Below are 21,714 nucleotides of genomic sequence, written 5' to 3'. Positions count from 1 at the left end.
GTTCAGCGACACGACGCGCAGCGCGCGCAACGCGCTCCAGCGCCGCAGCGCGCGTCAGCGGCCGGGGACCTCCGAGAGCGCGACGGGTACCAGCGCGTCACCGTCGATGCGGAACGCCCGCTCGGAGTCGTCGGACGCCGGGAGCTGCTCGCCGTCGCTCCAGAGCACGAGCCGCTCCGGCCGCACGTGGTCGAGCACCAGGTACTGCCCCTGGGCGTACCGCGTGCCGTCGAACCGGTGGTGGAAGGCGCCCGAGGTCTCGGTGCCCTTCTGGTAGCCGGAGCCGATCACCGTACCGTCGGTGTCGACGAGGGTGGCGCCGAAGTACCGCGCATCGACACTCGGGTCCGCCTTGGTCGTCCGGATCTTCTCGACCCAGAGGCGCTGCGCCGAGGGGTCGAGCCCGATGCCGCTCATCGCCAGGTCACCCGCACCGCGGAACTCGACGGCCGACCCGCGACCGGCGGGCAGCACCGCGCGCACCAGGTTCGGCGTGCCGTCCGAGGCGATGATCTCCGCCGCCGCCGCCGCCGTGCCACCGGTGGTGAGCAGCTGTGTCCGGCCGACCTCCGCCGCGCCCTCGTGCACGAGTCGCGCGCCCCGTCCGTCAGCGCCCTCGGCGAGCGTGCGCTGGGCTGCCCAGGCCTCGCCCGTGATGGATGCACCGTCGAGGGTCGGCGAGTAGGACACGACGTGCTCGACGCGGTCGGTGGCGCGGTCGTGGTTCTCCCAGATCCGCTCACGCAGGGCCGGGTAGCCCGCGAGCTCCTCGCGCACCTCGGCGGTCATCGGGACGCCCCACTCCTCGAAGAACGGGATGAGGTTGCGGTTCGTCGCCTTCGCCATGATCCGCTCGAAGTCCGTGCGCTTGGCGTCGTCCGTCGTCGGGGCGGGTGCGCCGAAGGCTCGGTCGACCCGCACCTGCTGTGTCGCACGGGCGTAGACGTCCTCACCGAACGCCCGCCGGAACTGGTCGAACATGAGGGTCTTGAGGAAGCTGCTCTCGATGTCGTCGAACGAGCGCTGACCGATCGGCGTCTTCCGGAAGTCGGCGAGCTGCTTCCGCATCGCGGCGGTGTCGAGACGGTTCGGCGCGCCGAGGGACTCCTGTCGCGACAGTGCGGAGATGTTCACGGAGCTCTCCGAGACGGCGTCCCAGCGGGCCCAGTCCGGCCGGTAGGTGTGCCCGACCTCGTGCCAGAACGTCCACTGGTCGGTCACGGCGCCGGTGAGGAACTTCTCCGCGATCCCGTTCCGGATCGGGATCTTCACGTACTCGTGGTTCGCCGAGGCGTTCCACCCGTCCTGGACGCGGGTCGGGTTCACGACGTGCAGGCGGTGCGGCGCCTTGGCGGTGCTGCCCTCGCCCTGCTCCGACAAGCCGTACACGCGGTCGGTGGTCCGGAGCACGTCGTCCCACATCGCGAGGCGGGCGTCCACGTCGAGCGTCTTGAGGGTCTGCCGGAACTTCCAGGCCTGGAAGTCGGCCTGCACGCGGTCGCCGACCAGCGTGACGAACGCCGAGTTGAACTCGGTGATCTGGGCGCGGAACTCCTCGAGCGGCGTCGACCCCTGGACGTACGTCGCGACGGGGTCGCCCCCGCGGACCTCGACCTGCGTCGCCTGGGCAGTCGTCGTCCGCAGGTAGACCAGACCGTCGCGCTCTGCCGTCAGGCGGTTCGTCCCCGTGTGCAGAGCGGTCGCGCGCATCCCGACGTCCTGGCCGTCGTTCTTGCCGTCGTGGACGCCGTAGAGCCCCGTGACGAGTTCGAGCCCTGCCACGCCCTCCGGGACGTCGACCTCGAGTACGTCGCCCCGCTCGACGTAGCGACCGGTGACCTGCAGCTCGGTGTGCCGGCGGTACCGCCCCTCGGCGATCCGGGCGGCCTCGGCGCTGCCGAGCGCCTCCACGGGCACCTCCGACCGGTCGGTGTGCACCCGGAGCGCCGCAGGCTGCTCGACGGGCAGCGCGGGTGTCCGGACCGTGACGTCGGTCGCCGGGCCGCGGTTCCCGGCGGCGTCCCGGGCGGTCACGGAGAACACCAGGTCGGTGTCGGCCGGCAGCTCGTGGATCGTGGTCCCCGTCGTGTCTCCGTCGAGCAGCACCGGCTCGGCGCCCGGTCGGGTGACCTCGTACCCGGTGACCCCGGTGTCGTCGGTCGCGGCCGTCCAGGCCAGGTCGACCGACGTCGGCGAGCCCGGCGTCGCCGTGAGCCCGCCGACGGCGGTCGGCGGCTGGACGTCCTGGTGCTCGGACTCGTCGTCGCCGTCGTCCTCCGCGGCGCTGCAGCCGGCGACGTCCGCGCCGTCGATCGCGCACTGCTCGACGACCGGCACGGCGGTCCCGTCGCCCTGGATGCCGAAGGACAGCGACACCCGGGCGCCCGGCGCGAGTCGCTGGTCGGGGCGGGAGCGGATCGTGACGACGTCGTCGGACTGCTCGGTGTCGGACATCCACCCGGCCCAGTTCGAGAAGACACCGGACGGCACCGAGAAGCGGAGCGTCCAGTCGGCGGGCGCGTCGCCGGTGTTCCGGAGCGTGAACTCCCCCGACGTGTTCCACGCAGTGGCGGAGGTCACCTGCAGCGAGCCCTCCACGGTGCTCGTCCCCCGCTCGGCACCGGTGTCGGCCACCGCGACGACGGGTGCAGCAGTACTCAGGACCAGCGCGCCGGCGAGACCGGGGAGGAGCCGGGCGGGGACGGATCGGAGACGCGTGTGCGCGGGGAGGTGGGTCGATCGGGGCCGGGGACGTGACATGGTGCTCCTCGTGGTCGGTGGGACCAGACCACGGTAGGGAGCGCGGGCGATCGACGGACGTCGCCGATCGGAGACGTGGCGACGTGGCGACGTGGCGACGTGGCGACGTGGCGACGGCGCCACCGCGCACGCGGGCCGGGCCGTCGGTCTGCGACCGAGGAGACCCGGGCGGGACCGAGGACATCAGCAGACGGACGGCCCGTCGGCGACACACGGGTGTCGCCGACGGGCCGTCCGTCGTGTACCGAGCAGGGTCAGGCGACCGGCTTCCACAGGGAGAGCGCGGTGATCCAGGCGGGGTCGCCGTAGCCCTGGTGGGTCTGCACGGCCTCGTACACCGTGCCGTCGTGCACGACCCGGTCACCCTGGACGTACTGGGCGAAGGCGTCCCAGGTCGGCAGACCCGGCTCCGGTGCCGTCTCCGTGTCCGTCGTGACCGTCAGGACGTTCGACAGGTCGGAGCGACGGTCGCCGGAGACCGCACGGACCTCGTAGCGGTACTCGCTGGCGGCGCGGAGCCCGCGGTCGGTGAACGTCCGGTCCGACGTGGTGCCGACGAGCTCGCCGTCACGCAGCACCTCGTACCGGACGCCCTCGGTGTCGTCTCCCGCCATCCACATGAGGTCGACGGACGAGCTCGTGGTGCCCATGCTGTGCAGGTGCGTCGGTGCGCTGAGCGTCTGCTCGTCGGGTGCGGGCGTCCGGACCACCACGATCTCGTAGCTCGAGTGGTTCCCTGCCGCGTCGAAGGGCACGACGCCGAAGGTGTGCCGCGTGTCCGGTGTCAGGTCGCCGAGCGTGGCCGTCCGCGCGGTGGCCGGCAGGGTCGCGACGTAGGCACGCTCCGCGGCGTCCCAGATGCGGTAGTGGTCGACGCCGACGTCGTCGCTCGCCGCGCCCCAGTCGAGGCGGACCTCGGTCGGGGAGACGGCCGTCCCCCGTACGTCGCGGGCCGGCGACGGCGGGGTCGTGTCCTCGCCGCCGGGACCACCGGTGTCGCCGTCGTCTCCGGGCTGCACGTCGACGTCGATGACGTTGTAGAAGGCGTTCGCGGTGTCCGCGACGTCCCACACGGCGTAGATCACGTGGTAGCCCTCGCGGTCCGCGGGGATCGTGATCTCGTGGCTGGGGTTGTTCGATGCCACCGACCCGTCGTGCTCCACGGTCCCGATGAGCTCGAAGTCACCGCGGTCGAGCTCGTCGTTCGGGTCCCACCCGACCTTCGTCATGTAGTAGCGCCACTGCGAGGTCGGGTGCGGCGCGGTGAAGGTCCAGTCGACCGTGACCGGGCCTGCCTCGACCTCGTTCTTGACCCAGCGGTCCTCGCGCTGTTCGTCGAGCGCAGTCGCCACCGACTGTCCCGCCGACGCGAGGTGTCCGTCGGCCGGGCCGGCTGCCGGGAAGCCCTTCGGCGCCTCGAGCGACTGCGGCTCGTACTGGATCCCGCCGAGGCCGGTGTTGGCCGCGAGCGCCGCTCGGGCGGTGAGCGCGGTGCCGGACGGGTCGGTGGTCCCGACGTAGCCGTGTGCGAAGGCGGTCGACGGGACGAGCGCCGCTGCTCCGACCGCGGCAGCGGCGATGCACGTGGCGAGGGCTGGTCGGACGATGCGCATGAAGGTTCCTCTCGAGAGATCACTGTCGGGCCGGACGGCCGCTGACAAGCCTGGAGGCGGGGCGGTCTTCGAGCACGTCTCCGAATGGCGACTCCTGCCGACCGCGGTCGGACGCGAGGGCCGGAGGACCACGGCGGAACGCGAGGGGCGACGCACACGACGACGGCCCGGCCCCGCACGGGGACCGGGCCGTCGATCTGCGAGCGTCGGACGCTACGCGGACTTCTCCACGCGCTTCGCCCGGGGGCGCGGCACGATCGTCGGCGCCGCGTTCTCGAGCACGGACTCGCGGGTGATCACCACGCGGGCGACGTCGTCGTCCGAGGGCACGTCGAACATGACCGGGCCGAGGACCTCTTCGAGGATCGCCCGGAGCCCGCGGGCACCGGTCTGGCGCAGCACGGCGAGGTCGGCGATGGCTTCGAGGGCACCCCGGTCGAACTCGAGCTCGACGCCGTCGATCGCGAACATCCGCTGGTACTGCTTCACGAGCGCGTTCTTCGGCTCGGTGAGGATCTGCATGAGCGCCGCCTGGTCGAGCTGCGACACCGTCGTGACGACCGGCAGACGCCCGATGAACTCGGGGATGAGCCCGAACTTGTGCAGGTCCTCGGGCAGGACGTCGGCGAACAGGTCCTGCTGGTCGAGCGGGCTGTGCAGCGGAGCGCCGAAGCCGATCCCCCGCTTGCCGACCCGCGAGGACACGATGTCCTCGAGCCCCGCGAACGCCCCCGCCACGATGAACAGCACGTTCGTCGTGTCGATCTGGATGAACTCCTGGTGCGGGTGCTTCCGACCGCCCTGCGGCGGGACCGATGCCGTCGTGCCCTCGAGGATCTTGAGCAGCGCCTGCTGCACGCCCTCGCCCGACACGTCGCGGGTGATCGACGGGTTCTCCGCCTTGCGCGCGATCTTGTCGACCTCGTCGATGTAGATGATGCCGGTCTCGGCGCGCTTGACGTCGTAGTCCGCGGCCTGGATCAGCTTGAGCAGGATGTTCTCGACGTCCTCGCCCACGTAGCCGGCCTCGGTCAGCGCGGTGGCGTCGGCGACGGCGAACGGCACGTTGAGGCGCTTGGCCAGGGTCTGCGCGAGGTAGGTCTTGCCGCAGCCGGTCGGGCCGATGAGCAGGATGTTCGACTTCGCGATCTCGACGTCGTCGCGGTCCTCGGCAGCGGTGATCTGCCCCTGCGCGCGGATGCGCTTGTAGTGGTTGTAGACGGCCACGGCCAGGGCACGCTTCGCGGGGTCCTGCCCGATCACGTACTCCTGCAGGAAGTCGAAGATCTCGCGGGGCTTCGGCAGCTCGAAGTCGCCGCTGGTGGTGTCCTCGCCCGCTTCGGCGAGGCGCTCCTCGATGATCTCGTTGCACAGCTCGACGCACTCGTCGCAGATGTACACCCCCGGTCCGGCGATGAGCTGCTGGACCTGCTTCTGGCTCTTGCCGCAGAAGGAGCACTTCAGCAGGTCAGCGCTCTCCCCGATGCGTGCCATGTCGGTGCCCTCCTTGGATGACCGATGCCGATGACCGGTGCGGTCGACCCGTGCGGTCGACCGGTGCAGGCTGGTGTCCCGCCCGATGTGATCGACTCTAACCGCATCCGGTGACAGCCACCGTGACGCCGCCCGGCCTGTCCCCGCCCGTTCGCCCAGGGCGTGCACACCTGGTACCGTTGCCCTGTTCCTCTACAAGTTGTAGAGAACCGGAAGGACCCCATGACGAAGCGCCTCGCCCTGCTCGGCACCGGAACCATCGGCGTCACCGCCGCGATCGTCCTCGGCACCGCGGCGGCCGCCAGCGCGCACGTCGAGGCCGACGCGACCTCGACCGCGGCGAACTCGTACACCACGGCGACCTTCTCGGTCCCGCACGGCTGCGACGGCTCCCCCACGACGAAGCTCGTCTTCCAGGTGCCCGAGTCCGTCATCGAGGTCACGCCGACCGTGAACCCGAACTGGACGATCACGAAGGCCACCGAGCCGTACACCGCCCCGTCGAGCAGCGCCGCGAGCGACGAGGAGTCCGAGGCCGGCGCGGAGCGCGTCACGAGCGTCACCTACACGGCGAAGACGCCGCTCCCCGCCGACGAGCGCGACACCTTCTCGCTCTCCTTCGCGCTGCCCGACGGCAAGCCCGGCGACCGCGTCTCCTTCCCGGTCGTGCAGACCTGCGAGCAGGGCTCGACCGACTGGGACCAGGTCCAGGAGAGCGGGAAGGCCGAGCCCGAGCACCCCGCGCCGTCGATCGTCCTGACCGCCGCCAGCTCGGCGAGCGGTGACGACGACGACGCCACGACCGCGACCGCGAGCGACACCACGACCACCGCGGCGCAGCCCGACCTCGTCGGCCGGTTCCTCGGCCTCGGCGGCCTGGTGGTCGGCGCGGTCGGCCTGGTCGTCGCCGTCGCCGCCACCCGCCGCCGGGACGCCGCGAAGTGACCCGTCGCGCACGTCCGACGGGCGGCCGCCGGTCCGGCGCATCCCGCCGCTTGGCCTGGAGGCCCGTGGCCGCGGCCGCCGCGACCCTCGCCGTCGCGGGCGGTGCGGTCCTCGGGCTCGCCGCGCCCGCCAGCGCGCACAACTACCTGGTGTCCTCGACCCCGGCGGTCGGTGGGACGCTGACCGAGCTGCCGGACCGCTTCGACATCACCACGAACGACCGGCTGCTGGCGATCGGCGGGTCGGACTCGGGCTTCGCCTTCCGGGTCATCGGACCGGACGGGCGGTACCACGAGGACGGCTGCGTCTCCGTGGACGGCCCCTCGATGACCACGAAGGCGGCGCTCGGCGAGTCGGGGAAGTACGAGGTCGAGTGGCAGATCGTGTCCGCCGACGGCCACACCGTCTCCGACCGGTACGACTTCACGTGGAAGGCGCCGACGGGCTTCTCCCCCGACCGCGGCACGGCGGAGCCGGCGACCTGCACGACCGGCAACGGGGGCGGCTCGGGGTCCGGCGCGGCGTCAGGCGCGGGGTCCGGCGCACCCGACGCCGCAGCCGGTGACACCGGCGGCGACTCGAGCGCGACCGACGCCCTGTTCATCGGCGCCGGCGGCATCGTGCTCGCCGGTGTCGTCGTGGCCGTCCTGCTGCTGCTCCGACGCCGCACGGGCACACCGGCGACCGACGACCACGACGAGGACTGACGGCGTCCCACCGGACCGGCACCGCGCCTCCCGGCCGGGGATGCCCGTCCGAGCGGACACGACGAAGGCCCCGCACCGATCGGTGCGGGGCCTTCGCGCGTGCTGGGCTACTTGACGAGCGCCGGCAGGTTCTTGCGGCTCGTGAGGACCTGGTCGATCAGGCCGTACTCGAGCGCCTCTTCGGCGGACATGATCTTGTCGCGCTCGATGTCGTTGTTGACCTGCTCCGGGGTGCGGTTCGAGTGCTTCGACAGCGTCTCCTCGAGCCAGGTGCGCATGCGGAGGATCTCCGCCGCCTGGATCTCGATGTCCGACGCCTGACCGCCACCCTGCTGGGTCGCCGGCTGGTGGATGAGCACGCGGGCGTTCGGCAGGGCCAGACGCTTGCCGGGGGTACCGGCAGCGAGGAGCACCGACGCCGCCGAGGCAGCCTGACCGAGGCAGACCGTCTGGATCTGCGGACGGATGTACTGCATCGTGTCGTAGATCGCCGTCATCGCGGTGAACGAGCCACCGGGCGAGTTGATGTACATCACGATGTCGCGGTCCGGGTCCATCGACTCGAGCACGAGCAGCTGGGCCATGACGTCGTCGGCCGACGCGTCGTCGACCTGCACGCCGAGGAACACGATGCGGTCCTCGAAGAGCTTCGCGTACGGGTCCTGCCGCTTGAAGCCGTAGGCCGTGCGCTCCTCGAAGCTGGGGAGGATGTAGCGATCGGACGGAGCCGGGACGTTCTGCGCGCCACCGAGCATGGGGAGGTGCATTCTCGTTTCCTTCTCTTCGGTGGTGGTCAGTTGGACTCGGGCTCGGCTGCAGCGGTCGGCGTCTCGCCGTCGCCCACGGTGCCGCCGCCGCCGATGACCTCGTTCGAGGACGCACGGAGGTGGTCGACGAAGCCGTACTCGAGGGCTTCCTGCGCCGTGAACCAGTTGTCGCGGTCGTTGTCCTTGAGGATCTGCTCGATCGACTTGCCGGTCTGCTCGGCCGTGAGCTCCGCCATGCGCTGCTTCATGTCGAGGATGACCTTGGCCTGCGTCTGGATGTCGGCAGCGGTGCCGCCGAAGCCACCGGACGGCTGGTGCAGGAGCACGCGGGCGTTCGGGGTGATGTAGCGCTTGCCCGGCGTACCCGACGAGAGCAGGAACTGCCCCATCGAGGCGGCGAGGCCGATGCCCACGGTGACGATGTCGTTCGGCACGAACTGCATCGTGTCGTAGATCGCCATGCCCGCGGTGATCGAGCCACCGGGCGAGTTGATGTAGAGGTAGATGTCCTTCTCAGGGTCCTCGGCGGCGAGCATCAGCAGCTTCGCTGCGATCTCGTTCGAGTTCTCGTCGCGGACCTCAGAGCCGAGCCACACGATCCGGTCTCTCAGAAGGCGGTCAAAAACACTGGGGTTCAGTGTCGCTTCGGCCATGGAAAAGCTCCCGTTCAGTTGTCGCTTGATGTCGAACTTATCGGGTGCAACGCGGCAGTTCGCGCCTGTTCGCTGTGGGCGGTGCGCGGGCGCGGAAACCGCGTGGACGACGAACGGGAGGCACGGTGCCAGCTGGCACCGTGCCTCCCGTCCGTCAGCGTGTCGCGTTACTTCGCGTCGGCCTCCGCGGCCTCGTCGGCGTCGGCCGACTCGTCGTCAGCCGACTCCTGCGCCACACCGGCGGTGAAGGCGGACAGGTCGACGACGTCGCCGTTGGTGTCCTTGACGGTGACCTTCGACAGGACGGTCGCGACCGCCTTGGAACGGGCGACCTCGCCGACCATGCCGGGGATCTGACCGTTCTGGTCGATGACCTTGATGAACTCGGCCGGCTCCATGCCGTACTGCGCCGCCGCCTGGATGAGGTACTGCGTGAGTTCCTCCTGGGAGACCTGGATCTCCTCCTTCTCGGCGATGGCGTCGAGGAGCAGCTGCGAACGGAAGGCCTTCTCGCTGGACTCGGAGACCTCCTTGCGGTGCTCGTCGTCCTCGAGGCGGTTCTCCTGCTCGAGGTGACGGTGCACCTCGTCCTCGATGAGCTGCTCCGAGATCGGGATGTGCACGTCCTCGATGAGCTTCTCGACGAGCTTGTCGCGAGCCGCGGCGCCCTGACCGAAGGTCTTGGACTTCGCGATCTGCTCCTTGAGGTCCGCCTTGAGCTCCTCGATGGTGTCGAACTGGCTGGCGATCTGCGCGAACTCGTCGTCGGCCTCGGGGAGCTCGCGCTCCTTGACGGCGGTGACGGTCACGGCGATCTGCGCGGTCTCGCCCTCGCGGTCGCCACCGACCAGCGTGGACTCGAACGTGGTCGACTCGCCGGCGGTGAGCGACTCGAGCGCCTCGTCGATGCCCTCGAGCAGGTCGCCCGAGCCGATCTCGTAGGACACGCCGGTGGCCGAGTCGACCTCGTCGTCACCGATGGTGGCGGTCAGGTCGATCTGGGCGAAGTCACCGGTCTTCGCCGGACGGTCGACCGTCACGAGCGTGCCGAAGCGGGTGCGCAGGTTCTGCAGCTCCTCCTCGACCTCGTCGTCGGAGACCTCGACGGCGTCGACCGTGAGCTCGTACTGGTCGTACGCCGGCAGGTCGAACTCCGGACGGACGTCCACCTCGAAGGTGAGGACGAGGTCACCCGAGAAGTCCTTGACGTTCGGGAGCTCGGCGACGTCGGCCTCGGCGCGACCGAGGATGCGCAGCTCCTGCTCCTCCACCGCCTGGCGGTAGAAGGTGTCGATGGCGTCACCGACGGCGTGGTTCAGGACCTCGCCGCGGCCGACGCGCTGGTCGACGATCGCCGGCGGGACCTTGCCCTTGCGGAAGCCGGGGATGTTGATCTGCTCGGCGATGTGCTTGTAGGCGTGGTCGATGCTCGGCTTGAGATCGTCCGGCGTCACGTTCACGGTGAGCTTGACGCGGGTGTCGCTCACCTTGTCGACGGTGCTGGTGGCCAAGGGATGTACTCCTGTTGGTTGACGTTCGAGTGGACCTGGTCGGGGCGACAGGATTCGAACCTGCGACCTCCCGCTCCCAAAGCGGGCGCTCTACCAAGCTGAGCTACGCCCCGTGACTGGGCCAGGTGGCCGCGCACGCCCGAGGGCACGCACGACCGCGACGAGTCTAGCGGTCCCGCGGTGGCTGCTTCCCGGGAGGCGTGCCGGGTGTGGACGGTTCCTGCTCGGCGCTGCGCCGCAGGGCCTGCCGCCAGCGCACCCCCACGGCGACCTGCACCCCGAGCGCGGCGACCATCAGCGCGACGCCGAGGACGATCCGCCAGACGTGCAGCAGGACGTGCCAGGGCTGGGCGTGCGGGTCGCCGAAGGCCTCGGGACGGAGCGAGAACACCACGGCGGCGACGGCGAGGAGCACGAACGAGAGCACGCGGGAGCGCTTGATCCGGCGCGTGTCGGAGCCGTCCGGCTGCGGCAGCACGGTGGATGGCATGTCGGGGGCCGTTCGTCCGCTACGATGGTGGCGCTGCGGACTCGTGCCGCAGTGCGGGGATGTAGCTCAATGGTAGAGCCCCAGTCTTCCAAACTGGTCACGCGGGTTCGATTCCCGTCATCCCCTCTCTCCTCCCCCCGGCATCGTCCAGCTCGCACTGCGCCGGCACGCGGGTCGTCGCCGGCAAGGAAACCGCCGAGCAGCTCGTGCCGTGACGATCTCGGTTCGCAGCACCCGGCATCCGCACACCGGGATCGTCACGAGCACAACGGAACGTCATGATCCGGCGCGCCGATCCGACACGAGCCGAGGCCGATCCGCAGCGGCGGAGGATCAGGGGGCGGCGAACGTCAGGGTCACGTGGACGACGTCGCCGACCTCCACGGCCGCGCGACGACGCTCCGCCGTGCGCAGGGGCACGAGGTAGCCGCCGTCCTTCGGGAGGAGCGACGTCGTCGTGCCGGCCCCCGCCACTCGATCACCTCGGCGTCGAACTCGATGTCCACGCGGGCATCGTAGGACTCACGCGGTGGTCTTCGTCAGGCCGTGCTCGGTCTTCTCCCAGTAGTGCGGCCGGGTGATCAGCTGCCACAGCCCCTTGTACGCGGCGACCGAGTGCAGGATCCAGTACAGCGGGTTGAGGAGCGCCCAGCCCATCAGGTCGAAGCGGCCGCGCTTGTACGGCCCCATCATCGTCAGGTAGATCATCGTGGCGTTGCCGAGCAGGAAGTCGAGCACGCAGAGCCACAGGACCGGCGCCGGGAACAGCGGCGCGGTCCAGTCCGCCGGCAGCACGAGCGTCGCGATCGTGACGACGACGCCGGGCAGCATCCCGAGGAACGTCAGCGGCGTCCCCGCGATGAGCAGGGCGAAGGCTGCTGCCCGTCGCGGACCGATCTCCCTGACGAGCGCCCGTGGACGCCGTGCGTGCACGAGCGCCGTCTGCATGTAGCCCTTGATCCAGCGGGAGCGCTGCCGGACGAAGTTCGGGATCGAGGTGTTCGCCTCCTCCATCGTCGTCGAGTTGACGACGGCGACCCGGTACCCGACGGCGGACGCCCGGATGCCGAGGTCGGCGTCCTCGGTGACGTTGTACGGGTCCCATCCACCGAGCTCGCGGAGCAGGTCGGCGCGGAAGTGGTTCGACGTGCCGCCGAGCGGGATCGGGAGCTGTCGGGCGTCGAGTCCGGCGAGCATGTAGTCGAACCAGTACGAGTACTCGAGCGTGAACATGCGCGTGAGTGCGTTCTCGTCGGCGTTGAAGTAGCTCAGCGCCGCCTGCACGCACACGGTGTCGTCCCCGGCGCGGTCGAAGGTCAGGAACACCTTCTTCAGCTGGTCGGGGTCCGGACGGTCCTCGGCGTCGTAGATGACGACGTACTCCCCCTGCGCGATCGCCAGTCCGACGTTGCAGGCGCGCGGCTTCGTCTGCGGTGACCCCGGTGGCACGATGACGATGCGCATCCACTCCGGTGGCGCGGCGTCGATGACGGCCTCGCGGGTCTCGTGGTCCTCGGCCTCGACGAGCACCAGGACCTCGAGCCGGTCCTTCGGCCAGTCGAGCACCTCGAGGTTCCGGACGAGGTCGTGCACGATGTTCGCCTCGCGGAAGACGGGCACGAGCACGGTGTACGTCGGCAGGGCGTCGTCGTCCAGTGCGGCGACGTCCTCGGCCGATACCTGCTCGACCAGGTCGAAGCGCGCGCCGACCATCGACACCCAGAACTTGAAGAGGATGCCGGCGAGGAAGCCGAGCGAGAGCACCGCCGTCGCGATCGCCACCGTGCTGCCGGGGGCGAGGACGAGGCACGCCGCGAACACGAGCAGGGCGACCACGCCACCGACCTGCTGCCCGCGTGAGAGGACGGTCCGTGCGGACAGCGCCGGGTTCGTCCGGGCGAGGCCGTGCGCGGCGAGGTCGGCAACCTCCTCCTCGAGCTCGTACGCGACGCGCTGGCGGACGTCCGCCTCGGACGCGCTGCGGAGGACGACGGGCTCGCCGAACTCCTCGGTGAGCGCCGCGCTGAGGACGTCCGGGTCGGACCTGCCGCTCGTCAGGACGAGGACGCCCTCGCGGATGCGCGCGGACGCGACCCAGCCCTCCTCGACGTGCCGCTGCACGGAGCACCGGTGGCGCGGGCGCCAGTCGGTCTCCTCGCCGCGGTGCCGACCACCGGACACGACCGCGGGCCGTGGTCCGAGCGCGGTCACCGGAGCACCACCGCGGTGACGGCGTGCATCCACTCGACGACGACCTGACGTTCGGACGCCGCGGCCCACGCGAGGGGCACTTGCAGGACGGCGAGGACGACGACGAGGGTGCTGGTGACCCGGCCCTCGACCGGCGGCAGGATGGCGATCGCCACGCTGAGCATGGTGACGAAGACGTTGCCTGCCGTCGCCACCGGGACGAGCCCGATCGCGTACCCGCCCATGGTCCCGACGAAGAGCGCCGCGACGAGGGCGATCGCGCCTGGCCGGCGGACGAGCAGGGCCAGGGTGGCGCCGGCGACGAGCATCGCGACGAGGAGCAGGCCGTCCGCCGTGGCGAACAGGTGGCGCAGGGCGTCGAGGCGTTCAGCGGAGACGTGGATCGTCCTGCGCATCGCCGCGAACGGGTCGTGGAGCACCATCAGGTCGAGGAGGGCGGTGGAGAGCGCGACAGCGACGCTCGGGAACACGAGGACGAGCACGTTCGCCCGACGGATGCCCCGCTGGTCGTGGCGCGCCAGGTCGAGCAGCGGTGCGGCGAGCGCCGCGATGCCGACGTAGACGAAGCCCATCGGGTCGACCAGCGTGGAGAGCATCAGCGCGAGTCCGGCGCGGAACCCCGCCTGCGTGTCCCCCCACGCGAAGAACCGCACCATGTCGACGACCGCCAGGGCGAAGAGTGCGATGCCGAGGAAGGCCTGCAGGTCGTCGAGCGCGATGAAGGCGTACAGCGGGTTGGCACCGAGGGCGATCGTGAACGCGACGACCTCGCGCATCCGCAGGCCGCGGCGCAGCATGTCCTGGGCGAGGAGCTGGAGCAGCACGCCGGCGACGATCCCACCGAGCACCGCGGCACCCTGCACGCCGAACGGCATGAACCGGAGCAGCACCCCGGAGAGCAGCGGCCAGAGCTGCCCGATGGCCTGGACCACGCCACCGTCGAGTGCGGCCGTCGCCCGGTCGAACGTGACCTGGTTCCCGGTGAGTCCGAGCGACGGCGTCGGTGTGCCGCGCGCCGCGACCAGTGCGAGGACGACGTACGGCAGCGCGAACGCGGCGCGGAGGGACCACCGGACGGCGACGGGCGGCAGCGGGCGCAGCGGTGCGGGTGCCGGCACCGCACCGGTCGGCACCGGGTGCGGGCGGGAGAGCGTGACGGTCATGCGGCTCCTCCGGGTGAAGCACGCAGGGGGTGTCCTGCACCGTCCATTCCACCCCGTGCCCCCAGGACGCGACAGCCCACGAACGGGGTACAGACGGGTCCCCCTCGTGGTGGACCCGCCGCGACCGGTGGCGCGTCAGCCCCCGTCGGCCGCGATGAGCTGCAGCTGCGTCAGCACCACGGGGGTCGCGGCCTCGAGCGTGAGGGTCCCGTCGGTGACCGCGCCACCGTCGAACCGGAAGACGCGGGTCTGCCCGGTCCAGCTGAACGCCGCGTCGTGTTCCTCGACGTCGTGCACGACGGTGCCGCCCGCGTCACGGAGCACCGTGCGCCACGACGCGGTGACCGGCTCGGCCACCGTGACGGCGACCAGGGACGTCCTCGGGGCGGTGACCGGCACGGACACCGACTCCCCCGCGGCGAGCGCCACACGGGTCAGCCCCGTGTCGTCGGTGAGCGGCGATGCCCCGACGGGCAGGACGTCGTCCGGGGTGTCCAGGAAGCCGTGCAGCTCCGACGCGGAGACCGGTCGGGTGTCGGACGCCCACCCGGTAGCGGTCGCCGACAGCTCCACCACGATCGACGATGCCCCGACGACGACCGCGTGCGGGATGCTGATCGACTCCCACGGGTCGCCGTCGACCGTGACGGAGGCGATGAACCGCCCGTCGCCGGCGGTCTCGATGACGGTGGTCGCGCCTCCAGGCCGCCGCAGCACCGTCCGCCGGACCGACGGCGGGACGAGCACGTAGGTGCCGGTCGCCGGCGCCAGCGGGTACAGGCCGATCGTGGCGAGGACGTACCAGGCGCTCATCTCGCCGTTGTCCTCGTCACCCGGGTACCCCTGCCCGAGGTCGGAACCGACGAAGAGCCGGTCGAGGCACTCGCGGACGATGCGGTGCGCGTCGTCGTGTCGTCCGGTGAACATCGGGAAGAACGGGATGTGGTGCGCCGGCTGGTTCGACAGGCCGAGCATCCCCATCCGCACGTCGCGCGCCTCGGTCATCTCGTGGATCGCGAACCCGTACGACCCGGACCGGTCGGTGGTACCGGTCTCGGGCCGCTGCAGGAACCGAGCGACGGCGTCGTCGAAGCCGGCCGGTCCGCCGTGCAGGTCGACCACCCCGGCACCGTCGTGCGGCGCGGTGAACATCGTCCCCCAGGCATTGGTCTCGGTGTAGTCGCCGCCCCAGACGTCGGGGTCGAAGTCGTCGCCCGCTCGCCAGGCACCGTCGGGTGTGCGGCCGATGAAGAACCCGCGCTCCCGGTCGAAGACGTTCCGGTACCGCAAGGAGCGGCGTGCGAACCACTCGTGCTCCGCCCGGTACCGCCGCTCGCCGTCCGGGTCGCCGGCAGCCGCGGCCCGCGTCGCCATCGCGTCCGCCAGGACGGCGACACCCCAGTCGTTGATCGCGGCGTCGAGGGTCCAGGACATCCCTTCGCCGGTCGCCGTGTCGACGTACCCGCGGAGGTCGCCCGGGAGGCTCCCCTTCCGTCCGACGCGTCGGTCCGGCGACGGGACGGTCGCGTTGCGCACCGCGGACCGGTAGGCCTGACCGACGTCGAACCCGTCGATCCCCTTGGCCACGAGGTCGGCGAACACGGTGTCGCTCGTCGTGCCGGTCATGACGTCCTCGGCGCCGGGTGCACTCCAGCGCGGGGTCCACCCACCGTCGGTGAAGTGCGCGACGACCCCCTCGGCGAGGTCCGCCGCGGTGTCCGGCGTGAGGAGCGCGAGCAGCGGCCACGCGGTCCGGTAGGTGTCCCAGAACCCGTTCGTGGTGGTGAGCGGGCCGTCCACGACCTCGGGTCCTGGTTCGTCGCGGATCGGCTCGGACAGGACCTCCCCGTACGGCGACCGGTGCCGTGGTGCCCCGGTCAGCGCGGTCTCCCCCGCACGCGTCGGGTACAGGAAGGCCCGGTACAGCCCGGAGTAGATCGAGACGAGCTGGTCCTCGGTGGCGCCCCCGACCTGCAGCGTGTCGAGTGCGGCGGTCCAGCGTTCCTCGGCGTGCCGACGCATCCGGTCGACGTCCCCCGCGACCTCGAGGTTCGCGATCGCGTCCTCGGCGGAGACGGTCGAGATCCCGAGCAGCACGTCGGTGTCCCCGCCGACCTCGATGCAGCCGCGGAGCTCGCCGTCCACGAACGTCGTCCGGTCGGCGAGCGCGTTCCCGATCCGCACGTGCACGTGGTGCGGTGGTGTCTCGGCGCGGTCGTCGAGCAGGACGTCGACGACCGCCGTGCCGTCCTCGATGCGCACAGTGCACGAGCGGAGCACGCCGTGGTGGTCGAGCACGATGCTGCGGACCCCGGTGAACCGCCACCCCAGGGCGAACTCCCCCGCGGTCATCTCGGCGGTGACGCCGTCGTCGAGGGCGACCCGGTAGCGGTGCGGTCCGTCGGCCTCGTCGACCCGGTCGAAGCCGAGCGCGCGGGCGGTCCGGTCGACGTCGGGGTCGGCGAGCGGCGACGGCATCACCTGGAAGACCCCGCGGTCGCCCATCCAGGGTGAGGGCAGGTGGCTCGTCGCGAACGCCTGGATCGCAGGCCGGTCGTCGCTCGGTCGGTTGTGCTCCTGGTAGGCGTACGGCCACCGGCTGTCGGATGCGTCGGTCATCGGCAGGCCGAGGACGCCGCCGTGCGGGAGCCCGACGAGGGGCGCGGTGTTGCCGCGGGAGAACCGGCCGGACGAGTGCGTGCCGCGCGTGGTGCGGACGTGGTCGAGCGGTCGAGCGCCCTGCGGCAGGTGACCGGTCGCGTGCCCCGCGGGTGCGATCCGGACGTCGTCGAGCCAGCCGCGCACGGTCCTGCCGGTGTCGTCGTCGGGCGTGGGCCGGTCGGCTCGGCCGAGCCGCGCCTCCAGACGGTCCACCGTCCGGCCGACGTGCGCCGACAGGTCGACGGTCCGCCGGTTCCACTGGTCGACCCACTGCTTGCGGGCGTCGTCCTGCGCCTCGGGGGTGACGAGGTCGTCGTACTGGTCGCGGGCGCCGCCCGCGCTGAGTCGTGTGCCGTCGGTGAAGACGACGTCGAGTGCGAACGCCGTGGCGGCCCAGAACCGGTCGAGGTCCGTGGTCGTCGGCTCGGTCCGCCCGTCGGGCAGCGACCGCTCCGGGAACCAGACCCAGGTCAGGACGTCGGTCGGCCCGACGTCGTGACCTCGATGCCCGTCGAGGACCTGCACGGTCCCCGTCGGGTCGGTCTGCTCGATCGGGGTCGCCTGCTGCGAGACGAACCCGACCCCGTTCCGGGCCGCGACCGCGGTCACGGGGCCGGTCGGGCCGCCACGGCGTTCAGCACTCATGGATCGTCGTCCTCACTCGTGGATCGTGGTCTGGCCGTAGAGCACGTTCGTGAACCCGGAGACGTACGAGCTCACGTCGCCGTCGGGCAGGTTGTACGTCATGAAGACGCCGTACCCGTCGGCCTTCGAACGCTGCGCGAGCGAGACCGCCGTCGACCGCGGGGTGTTCTGGATGTCGACCGCCGCCGCCGAGAGCCGGTCCTTGCCGAGCCCCGGGATCGAGGGCGCCGAGTACGTGCCGTAGTAGGGGTTCCAGGCGTAGTCGAGCTGCGACCCGATCGTGCTGCTCGACGACGACAGGGCGTCGGACGCCGGGCCGATGTCGTAGAACGAGATGAGCTTGCCGGGCATGTCTGCGCGCAGGGCGCTGACGAGCCAGCCGATCGACTGCTGGTTGGGCTGCGGGGTGCCGTCCGTGCCGTAGTCGGAGTACTCGTCGTCGAGGTCGACCCCGTCGAGGCCGTACCGTGCGACGGTCGCGGAGACCTGCGCCGCGAAGTCCTCGGCGGCTGCCTGCGTCGGGAAGTTCGCGATGCCCGTGCCCTGGTGGTTGCCGAGGATCGACAGCGACACCTTGATGCCCTTCGCCTGGAGCGGGCGGATCTGCGTGGCGGCGTCGTCGAGCGTGCGCTGCACGTTCTCGTTGGCGTACAGCACCGCGTCACCGTCCGCGTCGCGGTTGATGTTCGCGGCGAAGATGATCGCGACGTCGAAGGCGTTCGCACCGTTGGCGAGCCGGTAGTGGCCGACGTTCGCGAGCTGGTCGTTGTTGACCTCGACGTAGGCGATGCTCGTCGGGCCGGACTTCGTCGCGGACGCGGTGGACGGTGCGGCGGATGCTGCCGCCGGGATCATCGGGGCCGCGAGCACCGCGGCGAGCGCCGCCACGATGCCGATCTGCGTCTTCTTCTGCATGACACTCCTCATCGAGTGGTGGGCCGGACGGCTGCTGCCGCCCAGCACCGGACGGCTGCTGCCGTCCGGCTCCGGACGGCACGAGCCGTCCGGCTCCGCCGCCGGGACACCCGAGCGTCCCGGCGGCGGGGTCTCAGCCGCGCGGGTAGCGGAAGGTCCGGACCTCGTACGCGTCCACCGGGAACGCGGCGACACCGTCCGTGACCGCTGCGACACCCGGCAGTGCGTCGTCAGCCTCCTCGAGCAGGGTCACCTCGGCCGGTTCGCCGAACGGCCCGTCGACGGCGATGCCGCCGGTCCCCCGTCGCCCGCTCGGCTCGTAGACGCGGACGACCAGGTCGCCCGAGCGGTCGTCGGCGAGCTTGACGCTCGACAGCACGACGTCCCCCGACACCTGCACGAGCGGCTCGAACCCGTGGGCGCCTGTGACGCGCCGCGCCGGGGCGTTCATCACGATGCCGGCCGCGGTCGCACCGAGCTGGTCCGTCCCGACGACGATGCCGTACCGGTGCGTCTGCACGCCCTGGTCGGTCTCCGGGTCGGGGAACCGCGGCGCGCGGAGCAGCGAGAGCCGCACGGTCGTGGTGACGTGGCCGTCGACGGCGTCCCGGGTGGTGTCGAACCCGTGGATCGAGGAGTTCACGAGCGCGACACCGAACCCGGGCTCCTCCACCAGCACGTAGCGGTGCATCGACGTCTCGAACTTCGCGGCCTCCCACGACGTGTTCGTGTGCGTGACGCGCTTCTGTGCGCCGAACTGCGTCTCGGCGATCGTGTGCTCGGCGCGGACGTCGAGCGGGAACGCCACCTTGAGGAACTTCTCGGTCTCGTGCCAGTCGGTCGTCTGGTCGAACTCGAGGGTGCGGGAACCGGGCGCGAGCACGATCTCCTGTGTGACGGAGGAGTCACCGAACGAGCGCGACACGACGACGCGAGCAACTCCGGCGGCGTCCACCGATGCGTCGAGCGAGTCGACGACGACCAGGTCCTCGGTCCGGTTCCGGTAGTACCGGTCGACGTCCCACGCGTCCCACATGTTCGGGAAGTCCTGGTGCAGCTGCAGCAGGTTGGCGGCCTGCTCCGGGGCGATCGCGTCGCGCCCGGTGGTCAGGTCGACGGCGCTCGTCACGAGGCCCTGCGCGGTGACGACGACCCGGACCAGGTCGTTGGTGAGCACGTACCCGCCGTCCTGCTGGGTCAGCGAGACCGGCTCAGCGGTGGGCACGTCGGCCGCCGGGACCGCGCCCTGCGCGGGAGCACCGGCCTGGAGGACCGGGGCCGGGTTGACGACGACGGTCTCCGTTCCGGGGCCGGCGAGTGCCGACAGCGCGTCCTCGATGATCGCGGTCAGCGCTGCGGCCGTCTCGGCGTACTTCGCGACCGCTTCGCGGTGCACCCAGGCGATCGAGGTGCCGGGGAGGATGTCGTGGAACTGCTGCAGGAGGACCTGCTGCCAGAGGGCGTCGAGCTCGTCGTACGGGTAGGCGGCCCCGACGCGGGCGGCGGCCGTCGCGGCCCACAGCTCGGCCTCGATGAGCAGCTGCTCGCACCGGCGGTTGCCCTGCTTCGTCTGGTGCTGGCTCGTGAGCGTGGCGCGGTGCAGCTCCAGGTACAGCTCCCCCACCCACACCGGCGGGTTCGACAGCTCGGCCTTCGCCCGGTCGAAGAACGCGTCCGGGTGCTCCCACCGGACCTTCGCGCTGCCCTCGAGGTCCGCGAGCCGAGCGGCCGTGCCGGTCATCTCGCGCGTGGTGCCACCACCGCCGTCGCCCCAGCCGACCGGGGCGATCGACCCCGTGGCGAGGCGGTTCTCCCGGAACTGCCGGGCGGCCTTCGCCACCTCTTCCCCGGAGAGCCGGGAGTTGTACGTGTCCATCGGCGGGAAGTGCGAGAACACCCGCGACCCGTCGATGCCCTCCCAGAGGAAGGTGTGGTGCGGGAACTTGTTCACCTGGTTCCACGAGATCTTCTGGGTGAAGAACCACTCGAAGCCCGCTCGGCGCATGAGCTGCGGCAGTGCCGGCGAGTACCCGAAGCTGTCCGGCAGCCAGACACCCTTCGGCCGGATGCCGAACTCCCGCTCGAAGAAGCGCTGCCCCTGCGAGAACTGCCGCACGAGGCTCTCGCCCGTCGGCATCACCGTGTCCGACTCGACCCACATGCCGCCGAGCGGCAGGAAGCGACCGGCCTCGACCGCGGCACGCACCCGGGCGTACACCTCGGGCCGGTGCTCCTTGATCCAGGCGTACTGCTGCGCACTCGACATGCCGTAGAGGAAGTCGTCGGTCTGGTCGATGAGCTCGGTCATCGTCGAGGTCGTCCTGGCGACCTTCCGGATCGTCTCGCGGACGGGCCACAACCAGGCGGAGTCGATGTGGGCATGGCCGATCGCCGAGATCGTGTGCGCCGAGGCGTCGGCCGGCGCCGCGAGCACGTCGGCGAGCGCAGCGCGGGCGTCCCCTGCCGTCTCGGCGATGTGCTGCAGGTCGAGCCGGTCGAGGGCGTCGTCGAGCGCCTGCAGGATCCGCATCCGCCGCGGGCCGTCCGCCAGCTGCGCCTGCAGTTCGAGGAGCACCTCGAGGTCGAGCGACAGCTCGTGCACCTCGGACGCGAACACCGCGAGGTCCATGCGGCGGCTCGTGTACAGCCGCTTCGACGACGAGGTCTGCACGTCGCCCTCCTGCGTCGGCAGGAAGGGGTGGTAGTCGAGGAGCACCGGGTTCGACGCGGCCTCGACGAACAGCTCGACGGTCTCGCCGCCCTCGGCCCGCTCCGTGACGAGCACCCACTGGTTCCGCGGGTTGATCGACTTCACCGGCGTGCCGTCGGCCAGGTACACGAGCCCCTCGCACTGGAACCCGGGCATGTTCTTGTCGAAGCCGAGGTCGATCACCGCCTCCACGCGCTGCCCGGCGTACTCCTGCGGGACCGTGCCGGACAGCCGGAACCACGTCGTGCCCCAGGCCGCGCCCCACGGCGTCCCCACCTCGTACGGCGTGAAGTCGAGCTGCAGACCCGCGGCGGGCGGGACCGGCTCCCCCGGCAGCTCGTGCCAGGCGGTCTCGAGCGGCACCGCGGTCGCGTGCACCGCGGGCAGGATCCGCTCGTCGAGGACCCGTCGGGCGCGTCCGGTGGTGAGCGGGATGTCGTCGTGCATGGGGTCCTTCCGGGGGACGGAT

15 protein-coding genes and 2 tRNA genes are annotated in these 21,714 nt (G+C 71.2%); 3 read left to right on the top strand and 14 right to left on the bottom strand.

From position 1 onward, the window contains the following. Positions 1 to 54: 54 nt before the first annotated feature. From C1N91_RS04855 to clpX, 3 genes are all read right to left on the bottom strand, one after another. Positions 55 to 2,634 carry a M60 family metallopeptidase gene (locus tag C1N91_RS04855; protein WP_137766831.1) on the bottom strand — a complete coding sequence of 860 codons (2,580 nt, stop codon included), beginning with the start codon at positions 2,632 to 2,634 and terminating at the stop codon, positions 55 to 57. Between the two features lie 380 nt (positions 2,635 to 3,014). Then, the gene (locus tag C1N91_RS04850; protein WP_137766830.1) at positions 3,015 to 4,373 is read right to left on the bottom strand and encodes a lytic polysaccharide monooxygenase; all 1,359 of its coding nucleotides are present in this window, start codon (positions 4,371 to 4,373) and stop codon (positions 3,015 to 3,017) included. Between the two features lie 213 nt (positions 4,374 to 4,586). Next, entirely contained in the window at positions 4,587 to 5,867 is a 1,281-nt protein-coding gene (clpX, locus tag C1N91_RS04845; protein ID WP_058728416.1) for an ATP-dependent Clp protease ATP-binding subunit ClpX, read from the bottom strand. Between the two features lie 222 nt (positions 5,868 to 6,089). Between clpX and C1N91_RS04840 the strand changes: the two genes are divergently transcribed. Further along, on the top strand, positions 6,090 to 6,812 hold the full coding sequence (locus C1N91_RS04840; protein WP_137766829.1) for a YcnI family copper-binding membrane protein: 723 nt from the start codon (positions 6,090 to 6,092) through the stop codon (positions 6,810 to 6,812). A 50-nt stretch (positions 6,813 to 6,862) separates the two neighbouring features. Continuing rightward, a complete protein-coding gene (locus tag C1N91_RS16610) occupies positions 6,863 to 7,519 on the top strand; it encodes a copper resistance CopC family protein (RefSeq protein ID WP_175415912.1) in 657 nt (218 codons plus the stop codon). Between the two features lie 107 nt (positions 7,520 to 7,626). On the opposite strand, the gene C1N91_RS04830 is transcribed toward C1N91_RS16610, so the two are convergent. The 5 genes from C1N91_RS04830 to C1N91_RS04810 all read right to left on the bottom strand — a co-directional run bounded on the left by C1N91_RS04830 (position 7,627) and on the right by C1N91_RS04810 (position 10,940). Continuing rightward, positions 7,627 to 8,286, bottom strand: coding sequence for an ATP-dependent Clp protease proteolytic subunit (locus C1N91_RS04830; protein WP_058728413.1), 660 nt, complete (start codon positions 8,284 to 8,286; stop codon positions 7,627 to 7,629). A 26-nt stretch (positions 8,287 to 8,312) separates the two neighbouring features. Next, positions 8,313 to 8,939, bottom strand: coding sequence for an ATP-dependent Clp protease proteolytic subunit (locus tag C1N91_RS04825; RefSeq protein ID WP_137766828.1), 627 nt, complete (start codon positions 8,937 to 8,939; stop codon positions 8,313 to 8,315). Between the two features lie 167 nt (positions 8,940 to 9,106). Next, positions 9,107 to 10,450, bottom strand: a complete 1,344-nt coding sequence (tig, locus tag C1N91_RS04820) for a trigger factor (protein ID WP_137766827.1) — start codon at positions 10,448 to 10,450, stop codon at positions 9,107 to 9,109. A gap of 36 nt (positions 10,451 to 10,486) precedes the next feature. Then, positions 10,487 to 10,563, bottom strand: a tRNA-Pro gene (locus C1N91_RS04815). Between the two features lie 53 nt (positions 10,564 to 10,616). Further along, on the bottom strand, positions 10,617 to 10,940 hold the full coding sequence (locus tag C1N91_RS04810; RefSeq protein ID WP_137766826.1) for a hypothetical protein: 324 nt from the start codon (positions 10,938 to 10,940) through the stop codon (positions 10,617 to 10,619). Positions 10,941 to 10,995: 55 nt separating this feature from the next. Here C1N91_RS04810 and C1N91_RS04805 point away from each other — a divergent pair. Next, a tRNA-Gly gene (locus tag C1N91_RS04805) sits at positions 10,996 to 11,066 on the top strand. A 207-nt stretch (positions 11,067 to 11,273) separates the two neighbouring features. Here the strand turns inward: C1N91_RS04805 and C1N91_RS04800 are convergent. The 6 genes from C1N91_RS04800 to C1N91_RS04775 all read right to left on the bottom strand — a co-directional run bounded on the left by C1N91_RS04800 (position 11,274) and on the right by C1N91_RS04775 (position 21,692). Beyond that, complete coding sequence (locus C1N91_RS04800; RefSeq protein WP_137766825.1) at positions 11,274 to 11,414, bottom strand: DUF1905 domain-containing protein; 141 nt, start codon at positions 11,412 to 11,414, stop codon at positions 11,274 to 11,276. A gap of 48 nt (positions 11,415 to 11,462) precedes the next feature. Beyond that, positions 11,463 to 13,061: a glycosyltransferase gene (locus tag C1N91_RS04795; RefSeq protein WP_254678348.1), complete on the bottom strand. Its 1,599-nt coding sequence runs from the start codon at positions 13,059 to 13,061 to the stop codon at positions 11,463 to 11,465. A gap of 86 nt (positions 13,062 to 13,147) precedes the next feature. Beyond that, positions 13,148 to 14,314 carry a hypothetical protein gene (locus tag C1N91_RS04790; RefSeq protein WP_137766824.1) on the bottom strand — a complete coding sequence of 389 codons (1,167 nt, stop codon included), beginning with the start codon at positions 14,312 to 14,314 and terminating at the stop codon, positions 13,148 to 13,150. A 135-nt stretch (positions 14,315 to 14,449) separates the two neighbouring features. Further along, positions 14,450 to 17,620 carry a GH92 family glycosyl hydrolase gene (locus tag C1N91_RS04785; protein ID WP_137766823.1) on the bottom strand — a complete coding sequence of 1,057 codons (3,171 nt, stop codon included), beginning with the start codon at positions 17,618 to 17,620 and terminating at the stop codon, positions 14,450 to 14,452. A 12-nt stretch (positions 17,621 to 17,632) separates the two neighbouring features. Continuing rightward, on the bottom strand, positions 17,633 to 18,535 hold the full coding sequence (locus C1N91_RS04780; RefSeq protein ID WP_137766822.1) for an endo-beta-N-acetylglucosaminidase H: 903 nt from the start codon (positions 18,533 to 18,535) through the stop codon (positions 17,633 to 17,635). A 133-nt stretch (positions 18,536 to 18,668) separates the two neighbouring features. Continuing rightward, positions 18,669 to 21,692, bottom strand: a complete 3,024-nt coding sequence (locus C1N91_RS04775; protein WP_137766821.1) for an alpha-mannosidase — start codon at positions 21,690 to 21,692, stop codon at positions 18,669 to 18,671. Between the last annotated feature and the right edge of the window lie 22 nt (positions 21,693 to 21,714).

Source organism: Curtobacterium sp. SGAir0471 (genome assembly GCF_005490985.1).
GTDB lineage: Bacteria > Actinomycetota > Actinomycetes > Actinomycetales > Microbacteriaceae > Curtobacterium.
Note: the sequence above shows the minus strand (reverse complement) of the source record. Positions and strands in the feature narration are given on the sequence as shown.

What these genes read in the sequence shown, in the direction of transcription:
- C1N91_RS04850 (WP_137766830.1), bottom strand. Translation starts at nt 4,373, where the DNA reads ATGCGCATCGTCCGACCAGCCCTCGCCACGTGCATCGCCGCTGCCGCG.
- clpX (WP_058728416.1), bottom strand. Translation starts at nt 5,867, where the DNA reads ATGGCACGCATCGGGGAGAGCGCTGACCTGCTGAAGTGCTCCTTCTGC.
- C1N91_RS04840 (WP_137766829.1), top strand. Translation starts at nt 6,090, where the DNA reads ATGACGAAGCGCCTCGCCCTGCTCGGCACCGGAACCATCGGCGTCACC.
- C1N91_RS04830 (WP_058728413.1), bottom strand. Translation starts at nt 8,286, where the DNA reads ATGCACCTCCCCATGCTCGGTGGCGCGCAGAACGTCCCGGCTCCGTCC.
- C1N91_RS04825 (WP_137766828.1), bottom strand. Translation starts at nt 8,939, where the DNA reads ATGGCCGAAGCGACACTGAACCCCAGTGTTTTTGACCGCCTTCTGAGA.
- C1N91_RS04810 (WP_137766826.1), bottom strand. Translation starts at nt 10,940, where the DNA reads ATGCCATCCACCGTGCTGCCGCAGCCGGACGGCTCCGACACGCGCCGG.
- C1N91_RS04790 (WP_137766824.1), bottom strand. Translation starts at nt 14,314, where the DNA reads ATGACCGTCACGCTCTCCCGCCCGCACCCGGTGCCGACCGGTGCGGTG.
- C1N91_RS04785 (WP_137766823.1), bottom strand. Translation starts at nt 17,620, where the DNA reads ATGAGTGCTGAACGCCGTGGCGGCCCGACCGGCCCCGTGACCGCGGTC.
- C1N91_RS04780 (WP_137766822.1), bottom strand. Translation starts at nt 18,535, where the DNA reads ATGCAGAAGAAGACGCAGATCGGCATCGTGGCGGCGCTCGCCGCGGTG.
- C1N91_RS04775 (WP_137766821.1), bottom strand. Translation starts at nt 21,692, where the DNA reads ATGCACGACGACATCCCGCTCACCACCGGACGCGCCCGACGGGTCCTC.